General features: G+C 48.3%; 21 protein-coding genes. 1 reads left to right on the plus strand and 20 read right to left on the minus strand.

The genetic code is table 11. The features are described from left to right. Positions 1-47: 47 nt before the first annotated feature. From copZ to PVA01S_RS13470, 10 genes are all read right to left on the minus strand, one after another. Positions 48-248 (minus strand): copper chaperone CopZ, encoded by a 201-nt coding sequence (copZ, locus tag PVA01S_RS13425; RefSeq protein ID WP_054798833.1) that lies wholly within the window; start codon positions 246-248, stop codon positions 48-50. Between the two features lie 25 nt (positions 249-273). After that, positions 274-612, minus strand: a complete 339-nt coding sequence (locus PVA01S_RS13430) for a metal-sensitive transcriptional regulator (RefSeq protein ID WP_372814415.1) — start codon at positions 610-612, stop codon at positions 274-276. Between the two features lie 361 nt (positions 613-973). Then, entirely contained in the window at positions 974-1,384 is a 411-nt protein-coding gene (locus tag PVA01S_RS13435) for a DUF302 domain-containing protein (protein WP_127608043.1), read from the minus strand. Positions 1,385-1,456: 72 nt separating this feature from the next. Further along, positions 1,457-2,710 (minus strand): cell wall-binding repeat-containing protein, encoded by a 1,254-nt coding sequence (locus tag PVA01S_RS13440; protein WP_054795925.1) that lies wholly within the window; start codon positions 2,708-2,710, stop codon positions 1,457-1,459. 891 nt (positions 2,711-3,601) lie between these two features. Further along, a complete protein-coding gene (locus PVA01S_RS13445) occupies positions 3,602-3,910 on the minus strand; it encodes a type II toxin-antitoxin system RelE/ParE family toxin (protein ID WP_054795924.1) in 309 nt (102 codons plus the stop codon). Continuing rightward, positions 3,903-4,163 (minus strand): type II toxin-antitoxin system Phd/YefM family antitoxin, encoded by a 261-nt coding sequence (locus PVA01S_RS13450; RefSeq protein ID WP_127608044.1) that lies wholly within the window; start codon positions 4,161-4,163, stop codon positions 3,903-3,905. Before PVA01S_RS13450 ends, PVA01S_RS13445 begins: the two co-directional genes overlap by 8 nt. Positions 4,164-4,323: 160 nt before the next feature. Next, positions 4,324-6,660, minus strand: coding sequence for a VirB4-like conjugal transfer ATPase, CD1110 family (locus PVA01S_RS13455; RefSeq protein WP_430103021.1), 2,337 nt, complete (start codon positions 6,658-6,660; stop codon positions 4,324-4,326). Further along, positions 6,657-7,007, minus strand: coding sequence for a PrgI family protein (locus tag PVA01S_RS13460; protein WP_127608046.1), 351 nt, complete (start codon positions 7,005-7,007; stop codon positions 6,657-6,659). The genes PVA01S_RS13455 and PVA01S_RS13460 overlap by 4 nt, the downstream gene beginning before the upstream one ends. Further along, positions 6,991-7,362: a hypothetical protein gene (locus tag PVA01S_RS13465; RefSeq protein ID WP_127608047.1), complete on the minus strand. Its 372-nt coding sequence runs from the start codon at positions 7,360-7,362 to the stop codon at positions 6,991-6,993. Before PVA01S_RS13465 ends, PVA01S_RS13460 begins: the two co-directional genes overlap by 17 nt. 16 nt (positions 7,363-7,378) lie before the next feature. Next, on the minus strand, positions 7,379-7,567 hold the full coding sequence (locus PVA01S_RS13470; RefSeq protein WP_054795922.1) for a hypothetical protein: 189 nt from the start codon (positions 7,565-7,567) through the stop codon (positions 7,379-7,381). Between the two features lie 157 nt (positions 7,568-7,724). Here PVA01S_RS13470 and PVA01S_RS13475 point away from each other — a divergent pair, with 157 nt between their 5' ends. Next, positions 7,725-8,057 carry a helix-turn-helix domain-containing protein gene (locus PVA01S_RS13475; protein WP_127608048.1) on the plus strand — a complete coding sequence of 111 codons (333 nt, stop codon included), beginning with the start codon at positions 7,725-7,727 and terminating at the stop codon, positions 8,055-8,057. Between the two features lie 7 nt (positions 8,058-8,064). Here PVA01S_RS13475 and PVA01S_RS13480 read toward each other — a convergent pair whose 3' ends face one another. From PVA01S_RS13480 to PVA01S_RS13525, 10 genes are all read right to left on the minus strand, one after another. Then, positions 8,065-8,904 (minus strand): VirB6/TrbL-like conjugal transfer protein, CD1112 family, encoded by an 840-nt coding sequence (locus PVA01S_RS13480; RefSeq protein ID WP_127608049.1) that lies wholly within the window; start codon positions 8,902-8,904, stop codon positions 8,065-8,067. 59 nt (positions 8,905-8,963) lie between these two features. Next, positions 8,964-9,263 carry a glutamyl-tRNA amidotransferase gene (locus tag PVA01S_RS13485; protein ID WP_430016623.1) on the minus strand — a complete coding sequence of 100 codons (300 nt, stop codon included), beginning with the start codon at positions 9,261-9,263 and terminating at the stop codon, positions 8,964-8,966. Further along, entirely contained in the window at positions 9,260-11,035 is a 1,776-nt protein-coding gene (locus PVA01S_RS13490) for a VirD4-like conjugal transfer protein, CD1115 family (RefSeq protein WP_127608050.1), read from the minus strand. The genes PVA01S_RS13485 and PVA01S_RS13490 overlap by 4 nt, the downstream gene beginning before the upstream one ends. Continuing rightward, positions 11,022-11,213, minus strand: coding sequence for a hypothetical protein (locus PVA01S_RS13495; RefSeq protein ID WP_054795919.1), 192 nt, complete (start codon positions 11,211-11,213; stop codon positions 11,022-11,024). Before PVA01S_RS13495 ends, PVA01S_RS13490 begins: the two co-directional genes overlap by 14 nt. Before the next feature lie 15 nt (positions 11,214-11,228). Next, positions 11,229-12,122 (minus strand): hypothetical protein, encoded by an 894-nt coding sequence (locus PVA01S_RS13500; RefSeq protein WP_127608051.1) that lies wholly within the window; start codon positions 12,120-12,122, stop codon positions 11,229-11,231. After that, entirely contained in the window at positions 12,119-13,081 is a 963-nt protein-coding gene (locus PVA01S_RS13505) for a PcfB family protein (protein WP_236595683.1), read from the minus strand. Before PVA01S_RS13505 ends, PVA01S_RS13500 begins: the two co-directional genes overlap by 4 nt. Beyond that, positions 12,993-14,414 carry a relaxase/mobilization nuclease domain-containing protein gene (locus PVA01S_RS13510; RefSeq protein ID WP_127608052.1) on the minus strand — a complete coding sequence of 474 codons (1,422 nt, stop codon included), beginning with the start codon at positions 14,412-14,414 and terminating at the stop codon, positions 12,993-12,995. Before PVA01S_RS13510 ends, PVA01S_RS13505 begins: the two co-directional genes overlap by 89 nt. Before the next feature lie 13 nt (positions 14,415-14,427). Next, on the minus strand, positions 14,428-14,793 hold the full coding sequence (locus PVA01S_RS13515; RefSeq protein ID WP_127608053.1) for a MobC family plasmid mobilization relaxosome protein: 366 nt from the start codon (positions 14,791-14,793) through the stop codon (positions 14,428-14,430). A 283-nt stretch (positions 14,794-15,076) separates the two neighbouring features. Next, positions 15,077-15,394: a type II toxin-antitoxin system RelE/ParE family toxin gene (locus tag PVA01S_RS13520; RefSeq protein ID WP_127608054.1), complete on the minus strand. Its 318-nt coding sequence runs from the start codon at positions 15,392-15,394 to the stop codon at positions 15,077-15,079. Next, complete coding sequence (locus tag PVA01S_RS13525) at positions 15,372-15,662, minus strand: type II toxin-antitoxin system Phd/YefM family antitoxin (protein ID WP_054795918.1); 291 nt, start codon at positions 15,660-15,662, stop codon at positions 15,372-15,374. The genes PVA01S_RS13520 and PVA01S_RS13525 overlap by 23 nt, the downstream gene beginning before the upstream one ends. Positions 15,663-15,674 lie beyond the last annotated feature (12 nt).

Raw genomic sequence — 15,674 nt, forward strand, 5'->3', positions numbered from 1 at the left:
AATGATGGAAAATAGTCACTCGATGCGAGTGACTACTTCGTTAAATTTCAAACCACATCATAGCCTTGCTCTTCAATTTCATGTTTGATTTTCTCAAGATTAACGTTATTTTCATCATACTGAACCTGAACTGTACCATTTTTTAGATCAACTTTTGCGGTTACCCCAATATTTCGCAGTGCTCCTTCAATAGAATTTACACAATGATTGCAAGACATGCCTTCCACTTTCAATGTTTGATTTTGCATGTTACGGGTCTCCTTTATTTGAAATTTACTTCATTAAAGTATTCATTGTTTTCAATAGTTCTTCAATAACCTCGACTTCACCATCTTGTATTCGTTCCACAACACAGCTTTTTAAATGTTCGGCCAATAACAGTTTTCCTACGCCGTTCAGAGCGGATTGAACCGCGGCAATTTGATTCAAAACATCATCACAATAAGTATCCTTTTCGATTAACCCTTTTATACCTCGGACCTGTCCTTCAATCCGATTTAATCGAGCTGTTAGTGCAGCTTTCGTTTTACTGGAATGATGACTTTTCCGTTCATCTAAACTCGAACAACAATGTTCTTGAACATCTGTAACCCCAGTTTGTATGATTTCCACTAAATTGCACCTCCTTGTATTTATAGTATACCCCCCTATGGTAATTGTCAATCATTATTATCCGCAAATTCGGGTGTTTGCGCTGAAGCAATTTTCTAATAACGATATAGACAGTAAATCCGGATACCGCAATAATCAAAGCCATTCCAATAAACATGACGATTCACATTCCGAACATACCATCCATCATCCAGTTCATTAATCCGTCCCTTATGTCACTATTTTTTCGAACAGTAGTTTTTTTTTAAGTCCATTTTTCTCATACCAAAAACACTAAATTTCAATGAAAAATGACACATACCCGGAGGCAGTGTCTAGACGTACCTTATAGCTAATGATATTTTCAGACCAGAGGCGTTAATCACAACGTCCTTTGGATATCGCGGATTAACGGCTTTTTTTCCACGCAGGCTATAAGCCGCTTCTCGATATCTGAAGCGATAGCCATCAGTTCATCGTTCTCTACAAGTCCGATTAAAGCCGTAGGCTTCGGCAAGCCGATCCGGGTACTCCCGCTCTCTTCATAAACGGCAAGCTTACATGGGAGGAAATAACCAACCAAAGCATTTTCTGAAAGCACACGTTTGGCTTCATTTGGATTGCATACTTCAAGAATATGATAAGTATTGTCAAAATCAACACCTTTCTCATGAAGTTTTTCCTGCATATCTAATTGCCAGAGGACACCGAATTTTTCTTCCTTTAGGTTTTCAGTAAGGGCTGAAATTGCTTCTTTAGGCGTTTTTGCTGTCTTAACAGTGTAATGGAACATGACTTTTCCTCTTTTCCCTGTTCAACTCGCCCGCGATGAAGACAATCGCAAGTAAGTCCTTTTATTTAACATCTAATGACCCATAGCCGGCATTTCCGACATGCCGTTTTTAGAATTTCCCTCATGTTGCCCATGTCCTTCGCCTGTGGAAGAAATGATCTCCAGCATATCGTCAATTTCTCCTTGTGCAGCCCTATTCAACGATTGTTCATCGCCGACTAACCAAGAATGGTTATACGGCCCTTCCGTTGGAGATTTCTTATATTTGGGTTGAACCGTCATCATGTAATCCATGACAGTGTCCGGCATCTTCTCCTTATCAGTCCAAAGAATAGGAGCATGTTTGCCCAGATGTGAGAAAGGCGCTGCTGCGAGAGCCAATGATGCTGTATTCAGACTAATAAACGAAAAGTTATGTCCCGGTGAAGTGATTCCCCATCCAAATCCGGTCTCGGGGTCTTTATATTTAGCAAATGCAACGGCATTTTCATAAGGGTCGTTTCCAGAGATCCGAACGACCTTTCCGTACTGTCCTAATTGTTTTTCAACATTTTCGGATATAATGCTCTTTGGTCCCAATAAATAAATAGATGCCTTTCCATTTCTAAGCTTTAATGCTTCTATTGTATCCGTTGGAATCTCATCCTTTGTTACATACAGTAGCGGCTCAGGCATGTGTGCAATCCAGTTAATTGCCGGCAGTGAATATTCTTGGCTATCCAGAGAGCCTATAATTACAGATTGTGGATAGCCCTGTGAAATTCTTGCATAATAATCATCTACTGTTTTAGCGATAGCTGCGGGACCTTCACCCTTAATCCAATCTATTTTAAAGCCCATTCCTTTGATTTCCTGCTCAACATTTTGATCCAGATTTCCGACCAAAATAACTTGTGTTCCGTTATTCAAAGTCGATCCTACAGGATTGAGCCTTTTTAATTCATTTTTCGTAATCTCTGGCACATTATTCTTATTCACAAATAATACGGGGCCATTATTCGGATGATGAATTAAATCTGCACTTACTAGTGCGGATTGCCAATCTTCTGGGTTGGCCAGAATAACACCACCGGGCTGGTTCTTTTCGTTTGTCGCCATCCAAACCGTTTTGGACACCAATACGGCCGTTTGAAAAGGATCACTGTTGTTAATACGTGTTGTATTTTTAGAAGCGATCCAAGGAGGCTCTGACGCTTTGTTTTTCTGTTGATCGACGTTTACTTGACCTTTTTGTGTTTGTTGGCCTTGTGTAGCTCCCGGTGTGCATGCAGTTAATGTCAATATTACTGCGAAGAAAAGGATATTGATCTTTAAACGCTTATTCATGCGAAATCCTCCATCTTGGATTTTCATCTGTAACTTTTAGATGTACTTCAAACTTCTGCCTTTGCGGCTTCCCGTATATTATTTCCAAACGGCTGAAAGTCTTATCCATTTGTTTCTGGGGAATTTACGCCCCAATTAGTCTTGATTTACAAGTAAAGCTACTGTATGAGGTCACGAACAATCGGTTACAGCGTAAAATGTCTACTTTGCGTACGATAAATCAAACTTGCCATTTGATTTATACATCTTTCCATACTTTGTTGAATTCAGGTTTCGTATCATATTTTGGGCACATGCCGTGTTCATGTTATGCTATCTAGCATAGACTGTTATACGTGATGCAAACATCACGAATTCGCCCCTAAGGGAGGTATGCAATAACTTCACCTATTACACAATGCGGTGCCTACACCCTCAATCATGAAGATTGTTGCCGACAAAAAAGGTGGATTGGCATTTAAAAATGAAACTTTATCTTGAGCAACAAAAAACTAATTACTCGAAACAGGAGAAGAAATTTTCAAAACTTGCCGGGGAAAAAGCGCACGTGCCTAGTAACGACACCGTTGCATAATGTATGATAAGCATGATGGAGAGATCCGTGTATAGCGAGGTTTGCGAAGACTTTGAACGAGAACTGAACTCCCAAAAAGTTGACCATTTATCTGTGCCTATATAGGAATGTGTTACCCCTAGCCGTTGGCCAGGGGTTATTCTACATTGGTATGTTGTTCCTAATTATTTGCTTCTTCCATCTATCTCGATCTTTATAGAATGATTCAGTTGAAAAATCTCTTATTTCGTATTTCCTTGGTAACTGCATTGTTATTTATATATAAAGCATAGAAAAAAGCAACCTAGATAAGAGTTGCTTTCGATTATATTATGTTTCTATATTAATTTATTATAGTCTTGTGCTCCATAAAAGAAGCGTAAAATAACTACCTTTTCTGCGCCTTCGTCCACTTTATAGACAAGAATATAATTCTTTATAACCGCCTTTCGATAACCTTCCTTCTCCAATCGATTATCTTGACACTTAGGATACATTACAGGGTTATTTCTTAGATGAGCATAACACTTATCAACCTCGTCAAGGAAATCAGAAGCAGCTGTTGGATTTGCCAGCTGAACTGCAATGTATGAAACAATATTATCTAAATCCTGATGAGCAAGTTCTGTGACAATCAATCTATACATCGTATTTTTCTCTTATGCTTTTTAATGAAGATTCGCCATCAAGAACTTTTTCTTCCGCCAATTGTTTTTCAGCTGCATTCAGCTTTTCGTAGACATCAAGCATAAACATCTTTTCCTCATACGTTTTCATGCTCATGAGAACCATGTCTCCATATCCGTTCTTGGTAATAAAAATAGGCTCATCAGATTCTTGACACATTTGAGAAATTTCACTCGTATTTTTCAAATCGCGAATTGGGATTATTTTAGGCATAACATCCAGCTCCTTTTCGTGGCCTTATTGTACCATAAATATCCCCTACATTCAATGATCTTACTAATCATCTTATTAATCATCCCTACTATCTGTCACCATCTTTATAAAATAGTAAGCGGATGGATCTAATGGCGACCAACCGCTTACTGCTGTTTTGTTATCCCTCCCCGGGCTTTGTCGTCATTAGGCGATACAGTTTCGTATTCCGCGGGAATTTGTCGGTAAATGGAACAAGGGAACTGCCTACCTTCATAAGTCCATTTCCGGCGTCTACATTCGTGATGTATGAGAGTTGCAGGTCTGAAATATTAAGCAACTCGGCAAGCTCCATCCGATCGGTGCTGGCCTGATTCAACATGACGATAAATTCACTATTTGCTAACATGGTACGTGCCGTATGGCTTTGCAGCAAATCGTCCACGTTTTGCGTAATTCCCGTACAAAAGGCGCCATACTTTCGGACACGCTTCCAAAGCGTGAAAAGAAAGTTGGCGCTATATTCATGCTGGAACAACAGATAAATCTCGTCGATAATGATAAACGTATTTTTTCCCTTTGCCCGGTTTTGTGTAATCCGATTCAGGATACTATCCAGTACGACTAACATGCCAATCGGGAGCAGCTGCTTTCCCAAGTCAAGAATATCATAGCAAATGAGCCGGTTATAGACATTAACATTAGTAGGCTTTGCGAACGTATTCAGACTGCCGGAAGTAAACAACTCAATCGCCAGAGCAATGTCTTGCGCTTCTGGTTCAGATTGCTTGAGCAGTTCAGCGTGAAAATGTTGCAAAGTAGGCGGGTCGCCTTTGAAATTGCTTTGCAAATAAGTTCGATACACTTTTGCGGTGCAGCGGTCGATCAACGACTTCTCCTTTGCGCCAAGGGGATAGCCGCCCATCAGTTGTTCGCACAGCGACAGAACAAACTCCGACTTGAGGATGATTGGATTGGCCCCGTCGCCGTACTGCCGATTGATATCCATGGCATTAATATGATTCGGCGAGGTTGCGGAAATATGGACCGTTTCGCCGCCCAGTGCTTCCACCAGCGCAGAATATTCACGCTCAGGGTCAATCAGGATCACGTCGTCATCGCCTGCTAGCACCAGATTGACTATCTCACGCTTTGCCGTAAAACTTTTACCTGAGCCGGATACCCCCAGAATGAAACTGTTCCCGTTTAACAGTTGCTTGCGGTTGGCCATAATCATATTCTTACTGATGACATTTTGGCCGTAATACATACCGCCGGGATGGATGACCTCCTGTGCCCGGAATGGAATGAAAACGGCAGTGCTTTCCGTCGTCAAAGTTCGCAACGCATGTACCTTGCGCAATCCATACGGAAGCACCGTATTGAGTCCGTCCATTTGCTGAAAGGTCAGCGGTGCTAACTGGCATAGATGCTTGCGAGCAGTTGTCAACAGGGCTTCGGTATCGTTGTCCAACTGCTCCTTGCTCTCCGCAATATGCACCATTGTCAGCAGTCCGAACATCATGCGCTGGTCGCGTGTCGTCAGATCGTCCAGAAACTCCTTGCTTTCCTTGCGTTGTTGCTCCATATCATAAGGAACAACGGCAGAGAAATTATTATTGTTGTTTTGCCGCCGCTGCCAATTCGTTATATTCGTCTCCACGCCGAGCAGCCGGTTTTCCACTTCGCGGACGGCCTCATCGGTCGGAATCGGTATCACATCAAGAGATAGCAGCAAGTTCCGGTTTAGGTCGCATAATTCAGCCACCATGCTGTCCTTGATGTAGCTCGCGTATTCCCGTAGAAAAACGACACGGCCAAAGTAGCGTCCCATCCGAAAGTAATCCCGTTCGAACTCAAACGTATCCGGACTGATGTAATCCTTGAAGTCATGTCCCTTGCGCATGGTAGCGGACAAGTCAAAGTGATAGTCAGCCTCCTCGCCAATTCGAAAAAAATCATGGAGCATGCGCAGGCGATCTATCGCATCCAGTTCCACGCATGCGGAACCAAGACGCGAGAAATGCGCCATCAGTTCCGAACCGATTCTGGCGAAATACTGACGGGCATCCTCCACATTTCTTTTGACCACAGATACCGTAATATATTTTTCCTGAAAAGTGCCGTTTGCGCCCATCGCCTTGTCGAGCAACATCTGGTTGTATTCCTCGCGGTATCCATCAAGTCCGTCCTGACGATGGGGGATCAGCAAGGTGTCTTCCACGTCCAGCCGATTTAAACGTCGGTTATGAATCGTGATTTTCGTCGTCGCGCCGCTATCGAGAGAATTAAGCAGTTCGCAATAGGCTAGGAACATTGCTTCCTTGTCTTCTCTGGAGGCGACAGCGTAGTTCATGTCTTCAAATCGGTACGACTTAGAAAACTTGTTGCCCACAAAAAAAATCCCATCCGGCCAGATGGCACGAATCGGGATGACTTGCTGGACACCCTTCGGAATGGCGAACCGTTCCTTGTCTTGCTTGATAATTCGTTTAAGCGTTTTAATCACGAGCTTCACTCTCCTTGCTCACGCTGCTGGACATACTTATGCAGCACCTCGTAGTAAATGTTCGTCGCGCGATAAACCAGCCGTTTGGGCATGAGAAATTCGGATTTTACATACGTCCACAGAAGCTGCTCTGCCGTCATGCCGTGGTAGTGAATAAACCCGAGCGCGGCGCAGGGGGCGGCTCCCAGAATGCACATCCAACTGAGCGTCTCCACGCCGAAGCGGTCTCGCAAAGCAAAGTACAAGCCAATTGCCACCAGAACGGCCAATACTGAAAAAAAGAACTGCCGCAAGGACAGTCCAAAAAACAAGCTCTCGGTATATTCCCGGATTTCCCGGTTAATTTTGACTTCCATGTGTAGGACCTCCCGAATCTGCCGCCCGTGCATCGGGCTGGCGACTATCTATGTTGGCGAAGCCCTGCTCATCGAACGGATGAAGATGACTCGATAACGCGGACGCAAGCTGTATGCCATCTTTCAGACCTTGCAGATATAGCCATTCATTCATAATTGCTTGCTTGAGGTGCTGACAATCTTCCCAACCCGCAAATTCCGGCATGCGCCCGATGTCCATGCCCGCGAATAAGCGTTCAAATGCTTTTCTTTCGTTTTCCCGAATGCGGCTAAGTTCGGAGTGATTTTCAATAAGATCGGATACATTGTCTAGCCGTTTTTGAATCGCTTCTCTGAACCATGGCGGAAATTTCATCGTTTGCCCACACCTCTCATCTACCATGTCTCCGATGCCGTTTGCGTCGGGTACGCTCATAACGAACGAGCAATTCATCCACTTTGCGACTTTGCTCCTGCAATTCCTGGTTGTCGGATAATCGAATGGATTGCTTCAATGACTGCTCGCCTAGCTTGTTCAGCTCCTGTCGTTCTTTCTCCAATTTACGCAATAGATTGCTCATTCTTCCACCGCCTTGTTTTCAGATGGGCTACCGATTAACATATCTGGATATGAGTTTTTAGCCCCCCCTGATAGTAATTTCAAAACTCATGTAAGTCAATTCTGTGCTTGTCCATAATAGGAACTATGAACTCCTATTCGGAAAGAGATGACAAGCGATGCACGTTTACGATAAAAAAATAGTAGGCCAGCGGATACGCAAACGGAGAGAAGCATGGGGCATGTCACGCGAGCAACTGGCCGAGCAGATCGGGCGTGTTCCCCGGTTTTGCGCGGACATTGAGCGGGGGAAAGCCGGCATGTCGATAGAAACGATGCTCAGCATCTGTCATGTGCTGAAACTGTCTCCGAATGATTTGCTGCTACAAAACGTTTACGCTGAACCTTCCAATGAAATTGAGCTGATTATGGCCGCGCTCCAGCAATGCACAGACAAACAGCGCAAAGACTCGCTGGCGCTGCTGAAGCTGTTTCTGACCGCCATCCAATAATTCCCGCCTATAAACCCATCATCTCCCGAACGACCCGGTCGGCCATCTTCACCGTGCCGACCAAGACCAGCATGTTAAAAATGAGTTCTCCGATGTACGTCCATACCATCGTGACCGCGCCAGAGCCAGCTTCGACAGCCGGGGGCGCGCTGGCAAACGCCGCGTAGATGATGCACGCCAGCACGATGATCGCCCCTTCCATACAGGCGGCTGCATATCCTTTCAAAAATGATTTGCCGATACTCTGGCTCGGCTCGCCAGCGAATGAGGCGAGCGGAACCGGAGCAATCGCTGTATACAGATAAATCCGAAAAAAACGCCCGTACACAGAAAGAATCATGATGAAGGACAGAACGGTAATAAACAGGCTGCCCAGCAAAGAGACGACCCAGAGTGGTATGCTTTGCCAAAACCCGACATCTTCGATCGCCTGGGTAATCGTGTCCGGCAGCGACATGCCATCCACCGCACCAAACCCCGAACGGGACATCATCGTCGAGATGATGCCCTGCACAATCGTAAACAGAGCCATCATCAGTTCCAAACCATAGGTGACAACTGCCTTGGCCAGCACAAATCGGACAAATAACTTGACCGCCAGCTCCGGCCGCTTCAGTTCGGCAAAATTACCCGCTGTTTTCATCACACCGACGACAAAAAATAAAACCAGCAGCGCCAGTCCCGTTGCCTGTAACGCGCCGTGAATATCCGTGATGATGCGCCAAATGGTGCCCCCCTTGAAATCGACTGGTGACTGGGTAACAAGGTGCCAGATTTCATTCATTTTCTGCTCCCAGGTATCTAGAGCATTCTCCAAATTATCTGCAATCCAACTGTTTTTCGACATACGCTCACCCTTCTGTCGAGGGAGGAACGGGCGTCGGCTCATTCCTCATCCTCCATGGCTTAACCTGTGATCAGGTCCAAAATCTCTTTGGTAAACGTGATGATGACGCCCCCGGCCAAGGTTAAAAAACCATTCGCTCGCTGCGAAGGGTCATGCGACTTGAGCGACAAGCCGATCTGCACAACGCCAAACCCCAAAATAATCATGCCGACCGCGCGAATCAACCCGAAGATAAAATTGGACAAGTTGTTGACTGTCGTCATCGGGTCGCTTTGGGCATAGGCGGTGGAAACTAGCATCGTCCCGAACAGCACCGTCATCATGTAGAAAGCAATCAGCCATTTCGTTTTACGTTTCAAACGCGATCCATCCCTTCATGTAAAAATAATGCCTCCAGTTCTTCCTCTGACAAAAGCTCATATTCACCGTTCTCATCCAATTGCACCGTCCTCCAATCGAGCGCATGCTCCGTACCGCCGTGCTGGTACGCCTGACCTGCGCCGTCTGTCGTCAGCGCGATATGAGGATGGCGCAGTACCTCGTATTTGTCATCAAGCACCGGTCGTTCCCCACGAATAAACAGCAGCGCATAACGATTATCAAGGAGTCGCACTTCATCAGGGGTAAGCAATTCCCGGCCAGACTGCTGGTAGTTGATGGAATAGCTGCCGCTGCGTCCTTTACTTTGGCCGTAGGTGTTCGTATCAATAGTTTCTTTGCCAAGTAGCTCCGACACATACTTGTGCGTGGATTGTTCATTGCCGCCCAGATACAGGAACAGATCGCAGTTGCCGACGATGGATTCCCATGCGTCCTTGTACAACACTTTAAGCTGTGCCAAGTTTTGCAAAATGATAGACACCGATATTTCCCGACTGCGGATCGTTGAGAGCAGCTTGTCGAACTCATCGGGCAGGGCGACATTCGCGAACTCGTCCATGACAAAATGCACATGCACTGGTAGACGGCCGCCGTAACGGTAGTCCGCTTCGTACATGAGGCATTGAAAAAGCTGCGTGTACAGCATGCCCACGATAAAATTGAAACTGCTGTCGTTGTCGGGGATGACGGCAAATAGCGCCGTCTTCCGGGTGCCGATACGTGGCAAGTCCATTTCATCGACCAGGCTCATTCCGGCAATGCTGTGCAAATTGAATTTTTCCAATCGCACGCCAAGTCCGATCAGAATGGATTTGGCTGTCTTGCCCGCAGCCAGCTTGAAGATGTTGTATTGCTTGACGGCGAGATGTTCCGGGTCGCGCATGGCAAGCCGCTCGAACAATTCATCTAGCGGGCTTTGGTACGTTTCGTCTTCTTCCCGAACCTCGGCAGCAGCAATCATTTCCATAATCATCGGGAAGTTCTGCTCCTCCGGCGGCGCTTCATAGAGCAAGTACAGCATGAGCGCTTCCAGCAAGGCGGTTTCAGAACGTTCCCAAAAGGGATCGTTCGTATTGCTGTTTTTGGGCGTCGTGTTGCGAATCAGATTGGTGACCAGCTTTAGCACATCCTTATCATCCTGCAAATAGGAGAAAGCGTTATAGCCGTGGGAACGGTGCGGATGAATCAAATCCAACACTTTAATGTCATACCCTTTCGTCTGAAGCAAATGACCGGTGTCACGCAATATTTCGCCTTTCGGATCAAGTACGACATATGAGGTGTGCGCCTGCATCACGTTCGGCTTCGCATAAAACCGCGTTTTGCCGGAACCGGAACCCCCTACGACGAGAACATTCAGATTACGGCGGTGCTTGCGTCCATCTAGACCGATGCGCACGTGCTGCGTCAATATTTTGTTTTGCTCCGCTTGCTTGCTCTGGTATTTGGCGTTGATCGGTTTCGCCTTGCCCCACTTGGCGCTGCCATGTTCTTCGCGGCGACGATAATTACGCGGCGAAGCCAGATACGCGCCAACCGCCAGCCCATAAGCCAGCGTACAGACGAGCAGGCTTCGGATTGAATCCTCAACCCACTGGAGTTGAAAGGGATTCGCCTCGCTTAGATGAAGCAGGATTGCAGGCAATCCCCCAGATAACACCGGGGCGACGAGCAGCGCCACCCATATGACGGGAATAAAAAAAACCGCAACGAGTACAAGTTGACTCCTTGCGGCTTTAGCGCGTTTCATGGCGACTCCGGCGTTTCATTCTTTGATAGGGCGCATCCAACGTTTTCAGTAGCAGATCGTCCACCGCATCGGTCGGCCGCCGCTCGCCTATCAAGTCATTACGCAGCTTATTCAACGCGTTGATGACAATGCCATGCTCGTAGTGGTCGAGACTGAGTATGCGTTCTTCCGTTTTCATGGTTCCTCACGCTCCTTAGCGGGTAGGATCGGTTCGACCTGGTTGCGAAGGTTGCCGCTGCGGGTTCAGTATGCGGTGCATACGCCGGGAAATCGTATGCGAAGCTTCTTTCATCGTCGTCAATTCCGCACGAATCGGCTGCGGCTCCATGTCTTTGAACCGTTCTGCCACCCGGTCAAACCGGAACGCGGTCGTTTCAACTCCAGCCTGCTTGCAAAGGATATAGGCAACACTGTAGGCATGAAACTGATATTCTGATCGGCTGTAGCGACTATCGCCGCGATCCATTTCCGCATGCGCCAGTTCCTGCGCCAGTGCGCGGAAGATGTCTCCAGCTGCCAGCCCGCGGCGGATGACAATGTTGCGCACATCCGGTTGGTAGAGCGCATGCACATCCGCAGGAAGCGCATCGCTGATTGTGATCGGTACTGGCGCACGATCCATGAGCGCCTTGATGCGGGTGCGATCATCCGGGTAGACCGGTTGATCCGGTTTCTTTGCAGTGGTTTGGGCTATATCGAACATCTTCTTCGGGTTGTAGCTGGTCGCGGTGCTTCCATCTTCCCGCCGGTATTCCTCGCCCGGTTCCAAAATATAAAAACCGGTTTCCTTGCGGCGGATCGATACGCCTTGTTCCTTCCAACCCTCGAAATCCGCTATGCGTGTCGCTTCCGGGCGTTGTGCTAAAATCAGCAGCGCATTGGAGACACTGTAACGGTCAAAACGGCTTTGCACATCCAGATAACGCTGAAACTGTTCTCCATTTTGAACAATCGTCATCGTCGTCGTATCAATCGTGTCGTAAGTCCACTGCCGCTGTTCCTGTTTTTGGTGAACCCACGCTTCCTTGTCAAACGACTGCTCTCGCTGGATGGAAGGAGTAGAGAATAATTCGTCCAGTTCGTTCATTTGGATTTCCCTCGCTTTCGATTCCGGGTAGTGGGCGTTGGCGTTTTGTCGCCCGATGTTGCCTTGCCACGATCCCTGCGTTTAGGCAAAGACGGCTCACGCTCCATTTGCCGCCGTCTTTTCTCCGCTTCGCGATTTTCTTCACGAATTTCACGCAACAGTTGACGGATCGACACCTTTTCCTGCGCCGGTTTACGATCAGTCGAATCCCTTACGTTGTCGACGCTGTGCCCGGAGATAGGCACGGACGGAATGGCCGGTTCCATCGTTCTTCCCTCCTGCATCGGGGGAGAGGGCAGCGGTGTCTGCTGCTGCACTCGTTCGTCGGCCGAAGGTGCGGCTGCCGGGGGAGTCGGTTCCGGAGGCGCGGCTTCCGGTTGCTGGCTTGCTGCCCGAACCTCCTCCGGCTGTTCGGTCTTTCCCAGCAGTTCGTCCAAAAAATCTTCTCGAACTTCCTCCGTGACAGATGGCGGACTCCCTTCCCGCTCAGGCGCTTCGCCGTTTAACTCCGGCGTTTGCGCAGTTTGGCTCTCGTCCGGCTGCTTTTCGCTGCGGGTATTTGCAATTTCTTGTTTGATGCTGGCCGTGTCTACCGTCGCCAGTTTGAAGCGCTCGACGATCCGGTTGATCTTGGACGCATCTTCGGCACGCACCATCACATCGCAAAGCCCGTCCACGTTCTTTTTGTCGCGTAGCGCGCAATATAGCACACCGTACCGCTTGGCCTCCTTACAAAAAGTCGGGAGATCCTCGGTTTTCACGGCAAACACCTTGAGTTCCTTGCCGCTGCGGAGCAAACTTTCCAAACGGATGCGCCCTTTTGTCCGTTTCTGTCCCTGCAAGGCGGCGAACAAATACACCGCCAAATGCTTAGCGCCTTCCCCGGAAATTTTGGCCACCATCTCGATGCCCCGCAGACTCATGCTGACGACTTGATCGGCCGCTTCGTTTCCGCTCATCGGCGTTCATCTCCTTTCGTATGTGATGTTCGGGTTCACGTTCACGCAATAAATGGACCATCCCCTCCGAACGGGCGAGAATACCCGTGCAAAGCTTCACCTCCTTTCGCAGTTTCGCAAGCTGCCGGGTCGCCTCGGCAATTTGTCTTTTGATTGCCTCACGCTGCTCCGGCTGCTTACAACGGCGCAGCCGGTTGTACAATGCCTTGCGCGCGCTGTACCCTTGTTTCATTTCCTCCTGAAGCCCGGTGAGATTTGCGAGTAGCTCATCCTTCGTGGTGATGCGGCGGCGACACAGCAGTCTTGTCTGCTCGGTGATGACCGTCAAGTGGCGCAAGTCTTGACGCAACAAAAAATGCGTCCTTCGCGGGGACGCACGTTGACGGGGCAGGATGCCCATTTCATATAAATAGCGTAGGTACAACGCCTGCAAGCCGCTGAATTTACGTCCAGCCCTCCAAACTCCACGAACCCTGACAACTCGCTTTCGGCGCGGTAGCGGAAGTGAGGGCTGGCGCTTCGGCATGTGGTTTTGCAAGATGCGCTCCTTTAACGCTTCCTCCGTATATTCGTATCCCAAACTGCGCAAGCGGACGAAGCGCTCCTTGCCGGGCGGACGCACTGCCAGATGTTTCACATTGGTTTTGATCGCATACCCTTGTTTTTGCAGAGCGGCGAAAAACTGGGTCATTGTCATGGAAGCTGCGATGGCGGTGTCGATGTCCTCACGAATCAATCCCCGCCAAGTTGGTTTGTTTTCGCGTTCCGCCTGCCACTCCCCATAGTGCTTAGCTTTACCTGGTTCGGGATGTTCAATGACCGACAGCGCATGCTCCCGGCAAAGCCGGTCGGACGTGTGCCGCAGCAAAGCGTAGGAAGCTTTGTTGTCGTAGTACCGCTTGCCATCTACAAAAGAAACAGCATTCAACACAAAATGATTGTGCAAATGTCCCTTGTCCAGATGGGTCGCTACGACGACTTCAAAGCGTTCTCCCCATAGTTCTTGCGCCAGCCTAACCCCGATGGCATGGGCAATTTCCGGCGTCGTTTCGCCCGGCGCGAACGACTGATATCCGTGAAACGCGACAATGCCATCCGTTTTTTGAAATTGTCGCTTGGTGCGCTGCATTTGCTCATAAGCGGTGAGCGGGTCGCAGTTGATGCCGCTCACGTACAGTTGCCTCTCCGTTTTCGCATCCGCTGTCGCATAGCCAAGCGCCTGCTGCAAGCTATCTGGTTCGGCGCGATCTTGTGTCGTTTTGTCGGGATTTCGAGCGTAGTCCAGTACGCGCTTCAAACGGTCAGTCACATCCCAGATCGCGGTCGTTGCCATTTGTCATGCCCCCTTACGGCGGATGTCCGCTTGTATGCATCGAAGGTAGTTCGCTTCTTCGCTCCGGTTCGGTTACCGCCTGTTGAATGTGCTGAACAGCACGGCGCAAGTGATCGGCTTCCTCCTGAAAGGCAGCTCTTTCCAGACGACCGGTCGTATGTGCCTTCACAGCCAGTTGATTCAGATTATTGCCTATGGCGTGCAGCTCACGAATCATCGCGTAGTAGTCCAGTGGCGGCAGCTGCTTCGGTACATATCCATTAATGAGCGCTCGGATGTACGCCTCCCGAGAAAGTCCTGTTTTTTCCACTTCTCTAGTAAGGCGAGCATGTTCGCTTTCACTCAGGCGAAGCAGAAATGATATCGAACGTTTCCTCATCGACCATCACCCCTTTCCATAAATGTCTCCTTGAAGCAGAACGCTGCCGCGATGAACAACCAGTTTGAACACGATTCGATCATCGAAACGATAGCATCGCGATGATGGGGTCTTAGGGGCTGCGCCCCTAACAAGCGAATTTGGATATCCAAATTCAGTGCTTGCTGCAACGCAAGACATTCGTCTCGCGTTGCCATCAAACCGCCTGCCGGGAACAAGAGAGGACCCCAAAAACACAAAAAAGACGCCGATCCGCTCGGGCGTCTTCCGCAATACTTTTTTGTTATCGCACCAACCAGCGGTAATCCTGGCGGCAGTCTACAATGAAATCGACATACACGATTTCATCCTGAATTTGATACAGCACCAGATACCATTTATCTACGAACATTTTGTGATACTTGTTGGACGGGATAAATTCCGCTTCCAGAAAAGGATACCGTTCCGGCATTTGCGCCAAGGAACGTATCGATTGTAGCAATTCGTTTTTCGTTTTCCGCGCCGCATCCGGACTTTTTTCCGCAAGAAACCGCACATGAGTCGCCAGCATTTGGCGGGCGCGATCGGAGACGATGATCTTATAACGGGGCATCTTTTCCATGCTGAACCTCGTCAATAATGCCCTCCAGGTAATCGTCCAGTTCATCCGGCGTCATACCAACACGGCCCGCCAAACGATCCTCTTGCACAGCGAGCAGTTCTTCGCGCAGCTTCAACATCTTCTCGCGACGGGAGAACGTCTCAATGTCCATCACGACGAGATCGCCTTCACCGTTCTTGGTCAGATACACCGGTTCCCCGGAAGATTTGCATAGATCGGCGATTTCATTATAGTTTTGCCGGATACTGGCGGAAGGCTTGATAATCATCTTGGTCACTCC

Source organism: Paenibacillus validus NBRC 15382, assembly GCF_004000985.1.
GTDB classification, from domain to species: Bacteria; Bacillota; Bacilli; order Paenibacillales; family NBRC-103111; genus Paenibacillus_G; species Paenibacillus_G validus.

Bases quoted from the DNA above. Each gene is read 5' to 3' on its own strand.
- PVA01S_RS13525 (WP_054795918.1), bottom strand. From the start codon at position 15,662: ATGATTATCAAGCCTTCCGCCAGTATCCGGCAAAACTATAATGAAATC.
- PVA01S_RS13475 (WP_127608048.1), top strand. From the start codon at position 7,725: ATGCACGTTTACGATAAAAAAATAGTAGGCCAGCGGATACGCAAACGG.
- copZ (WP_054798833.1), bottom strand. From the start codon at position 248: ATGCAAAATCAAACATTGAAAGTGGAAGGCATGTCTTGCAATCATTGT.
- PVA01S_RS13490 (WP_127608050.1), bottom strand. From the start codon at position 11,035: ATGAAACGCGCTAAAGCCGCAAGGAGTCAACTTGTACTCGTTGCGGTT.
- PVA01S_RS13465 (WP_127608047.1), bottom strand. From the start codon at position 7,362: ATGAAATTTCCGCCATGGTTCAGAGAAGCGATTCAAAAACGGCTAGAC.
- PVA01S_RS13500 (WP_127608051.1), bottom strand. From the start codon at position 12,122: ATGAACGAACTGGACGAATTATTCTCTACTCCTTCCATCCAGCGAGAG.
- PVA01S_RS13480 (WP_127608049.1), bottom strand. From the start codon at position 8,904: ATGTCGAAAAACAGTTGGATTGCAGATAATTTGGAGAATGCTCTAGAT.
- PVA01S_RS13440 (WP_054795925.1), bottom strand. From the start codon at position 2,710: ATGAATAAGCGTTTAAAGATCAATATCCTTTTCTTCGCAGTAATATTG.
- PVA01S_RS13450 (WP_127608044.1), bottom strand. From the start codon at position 4,163: ATGCCTAAAATAATCCCAATTCGCGATTTGAAAAATACGAGTGAAATT.
- PVA01S_RS13470 (WP_054795922.1), bottom strand. From the start codon at position 7,567: ATGAGCAATCTATTGCGTAAATTGGAGAAAGAACGACAGGAGCTGAAC.
- PVA01S_RS13495 (WP_054795919.1), bottom strand. From the start codon at position 11,213: ATGAAAACGGAAGAACGCATACTCAGTCTCGACCACTACGAGCATGGC.
- PVA01S_RS13515 (WP_127608053.1), bottom strand. From the start codon at position 14,793: ATGAGGAAACGTTCGATATCATTTCTGCTTCGCCTGAGTGAAAGCGAA.
- PVA01S_RS13510 (WP_127608052.1), bottom strand. From the start codon at position 14,414: ATGGCAACGACCGCGATCTGGGATGTGACTGACCGTTTGAAGCGCGTA.
- PVA01S_RS13505 (WP_236595683.1), bottom strand. From the start codon at position 13,081: ATGAGCGGAAACGAAGCGGCCGATCAAGTCGTCAGCATGAGTCTGCGG.
- PVA01S_RS13435 (WP_127608043.1), bottom strand. From the start codon at position 1,384: ATGTTCCATTACACTGTTAAGACAGCAAAAACGCCTAAAGAAGCAATT.
- PVA01S_RS13520 (WP_127608054.1), bottom strand. From the start codon at position 15,394: ATGGAAAAGATGCCCCGTTATAAGATCATCGTCTCCGATCGCGCCCGC.
- PVA01S_RS13460 (WP_127608046.1), bottom strand. From the start codon at position 7,007: ATGGAAGTCAAAATTAACCGGGAAATCCGGGAATATACCGAGAGCTTG.
- PVA01S_RS13445 (WP_054795924.1), bottom strand. From the start codon at position 3,910: ATGTATAGATTGATTGTCACAGAACTTGCTCATCAGGATTTAGATAAT.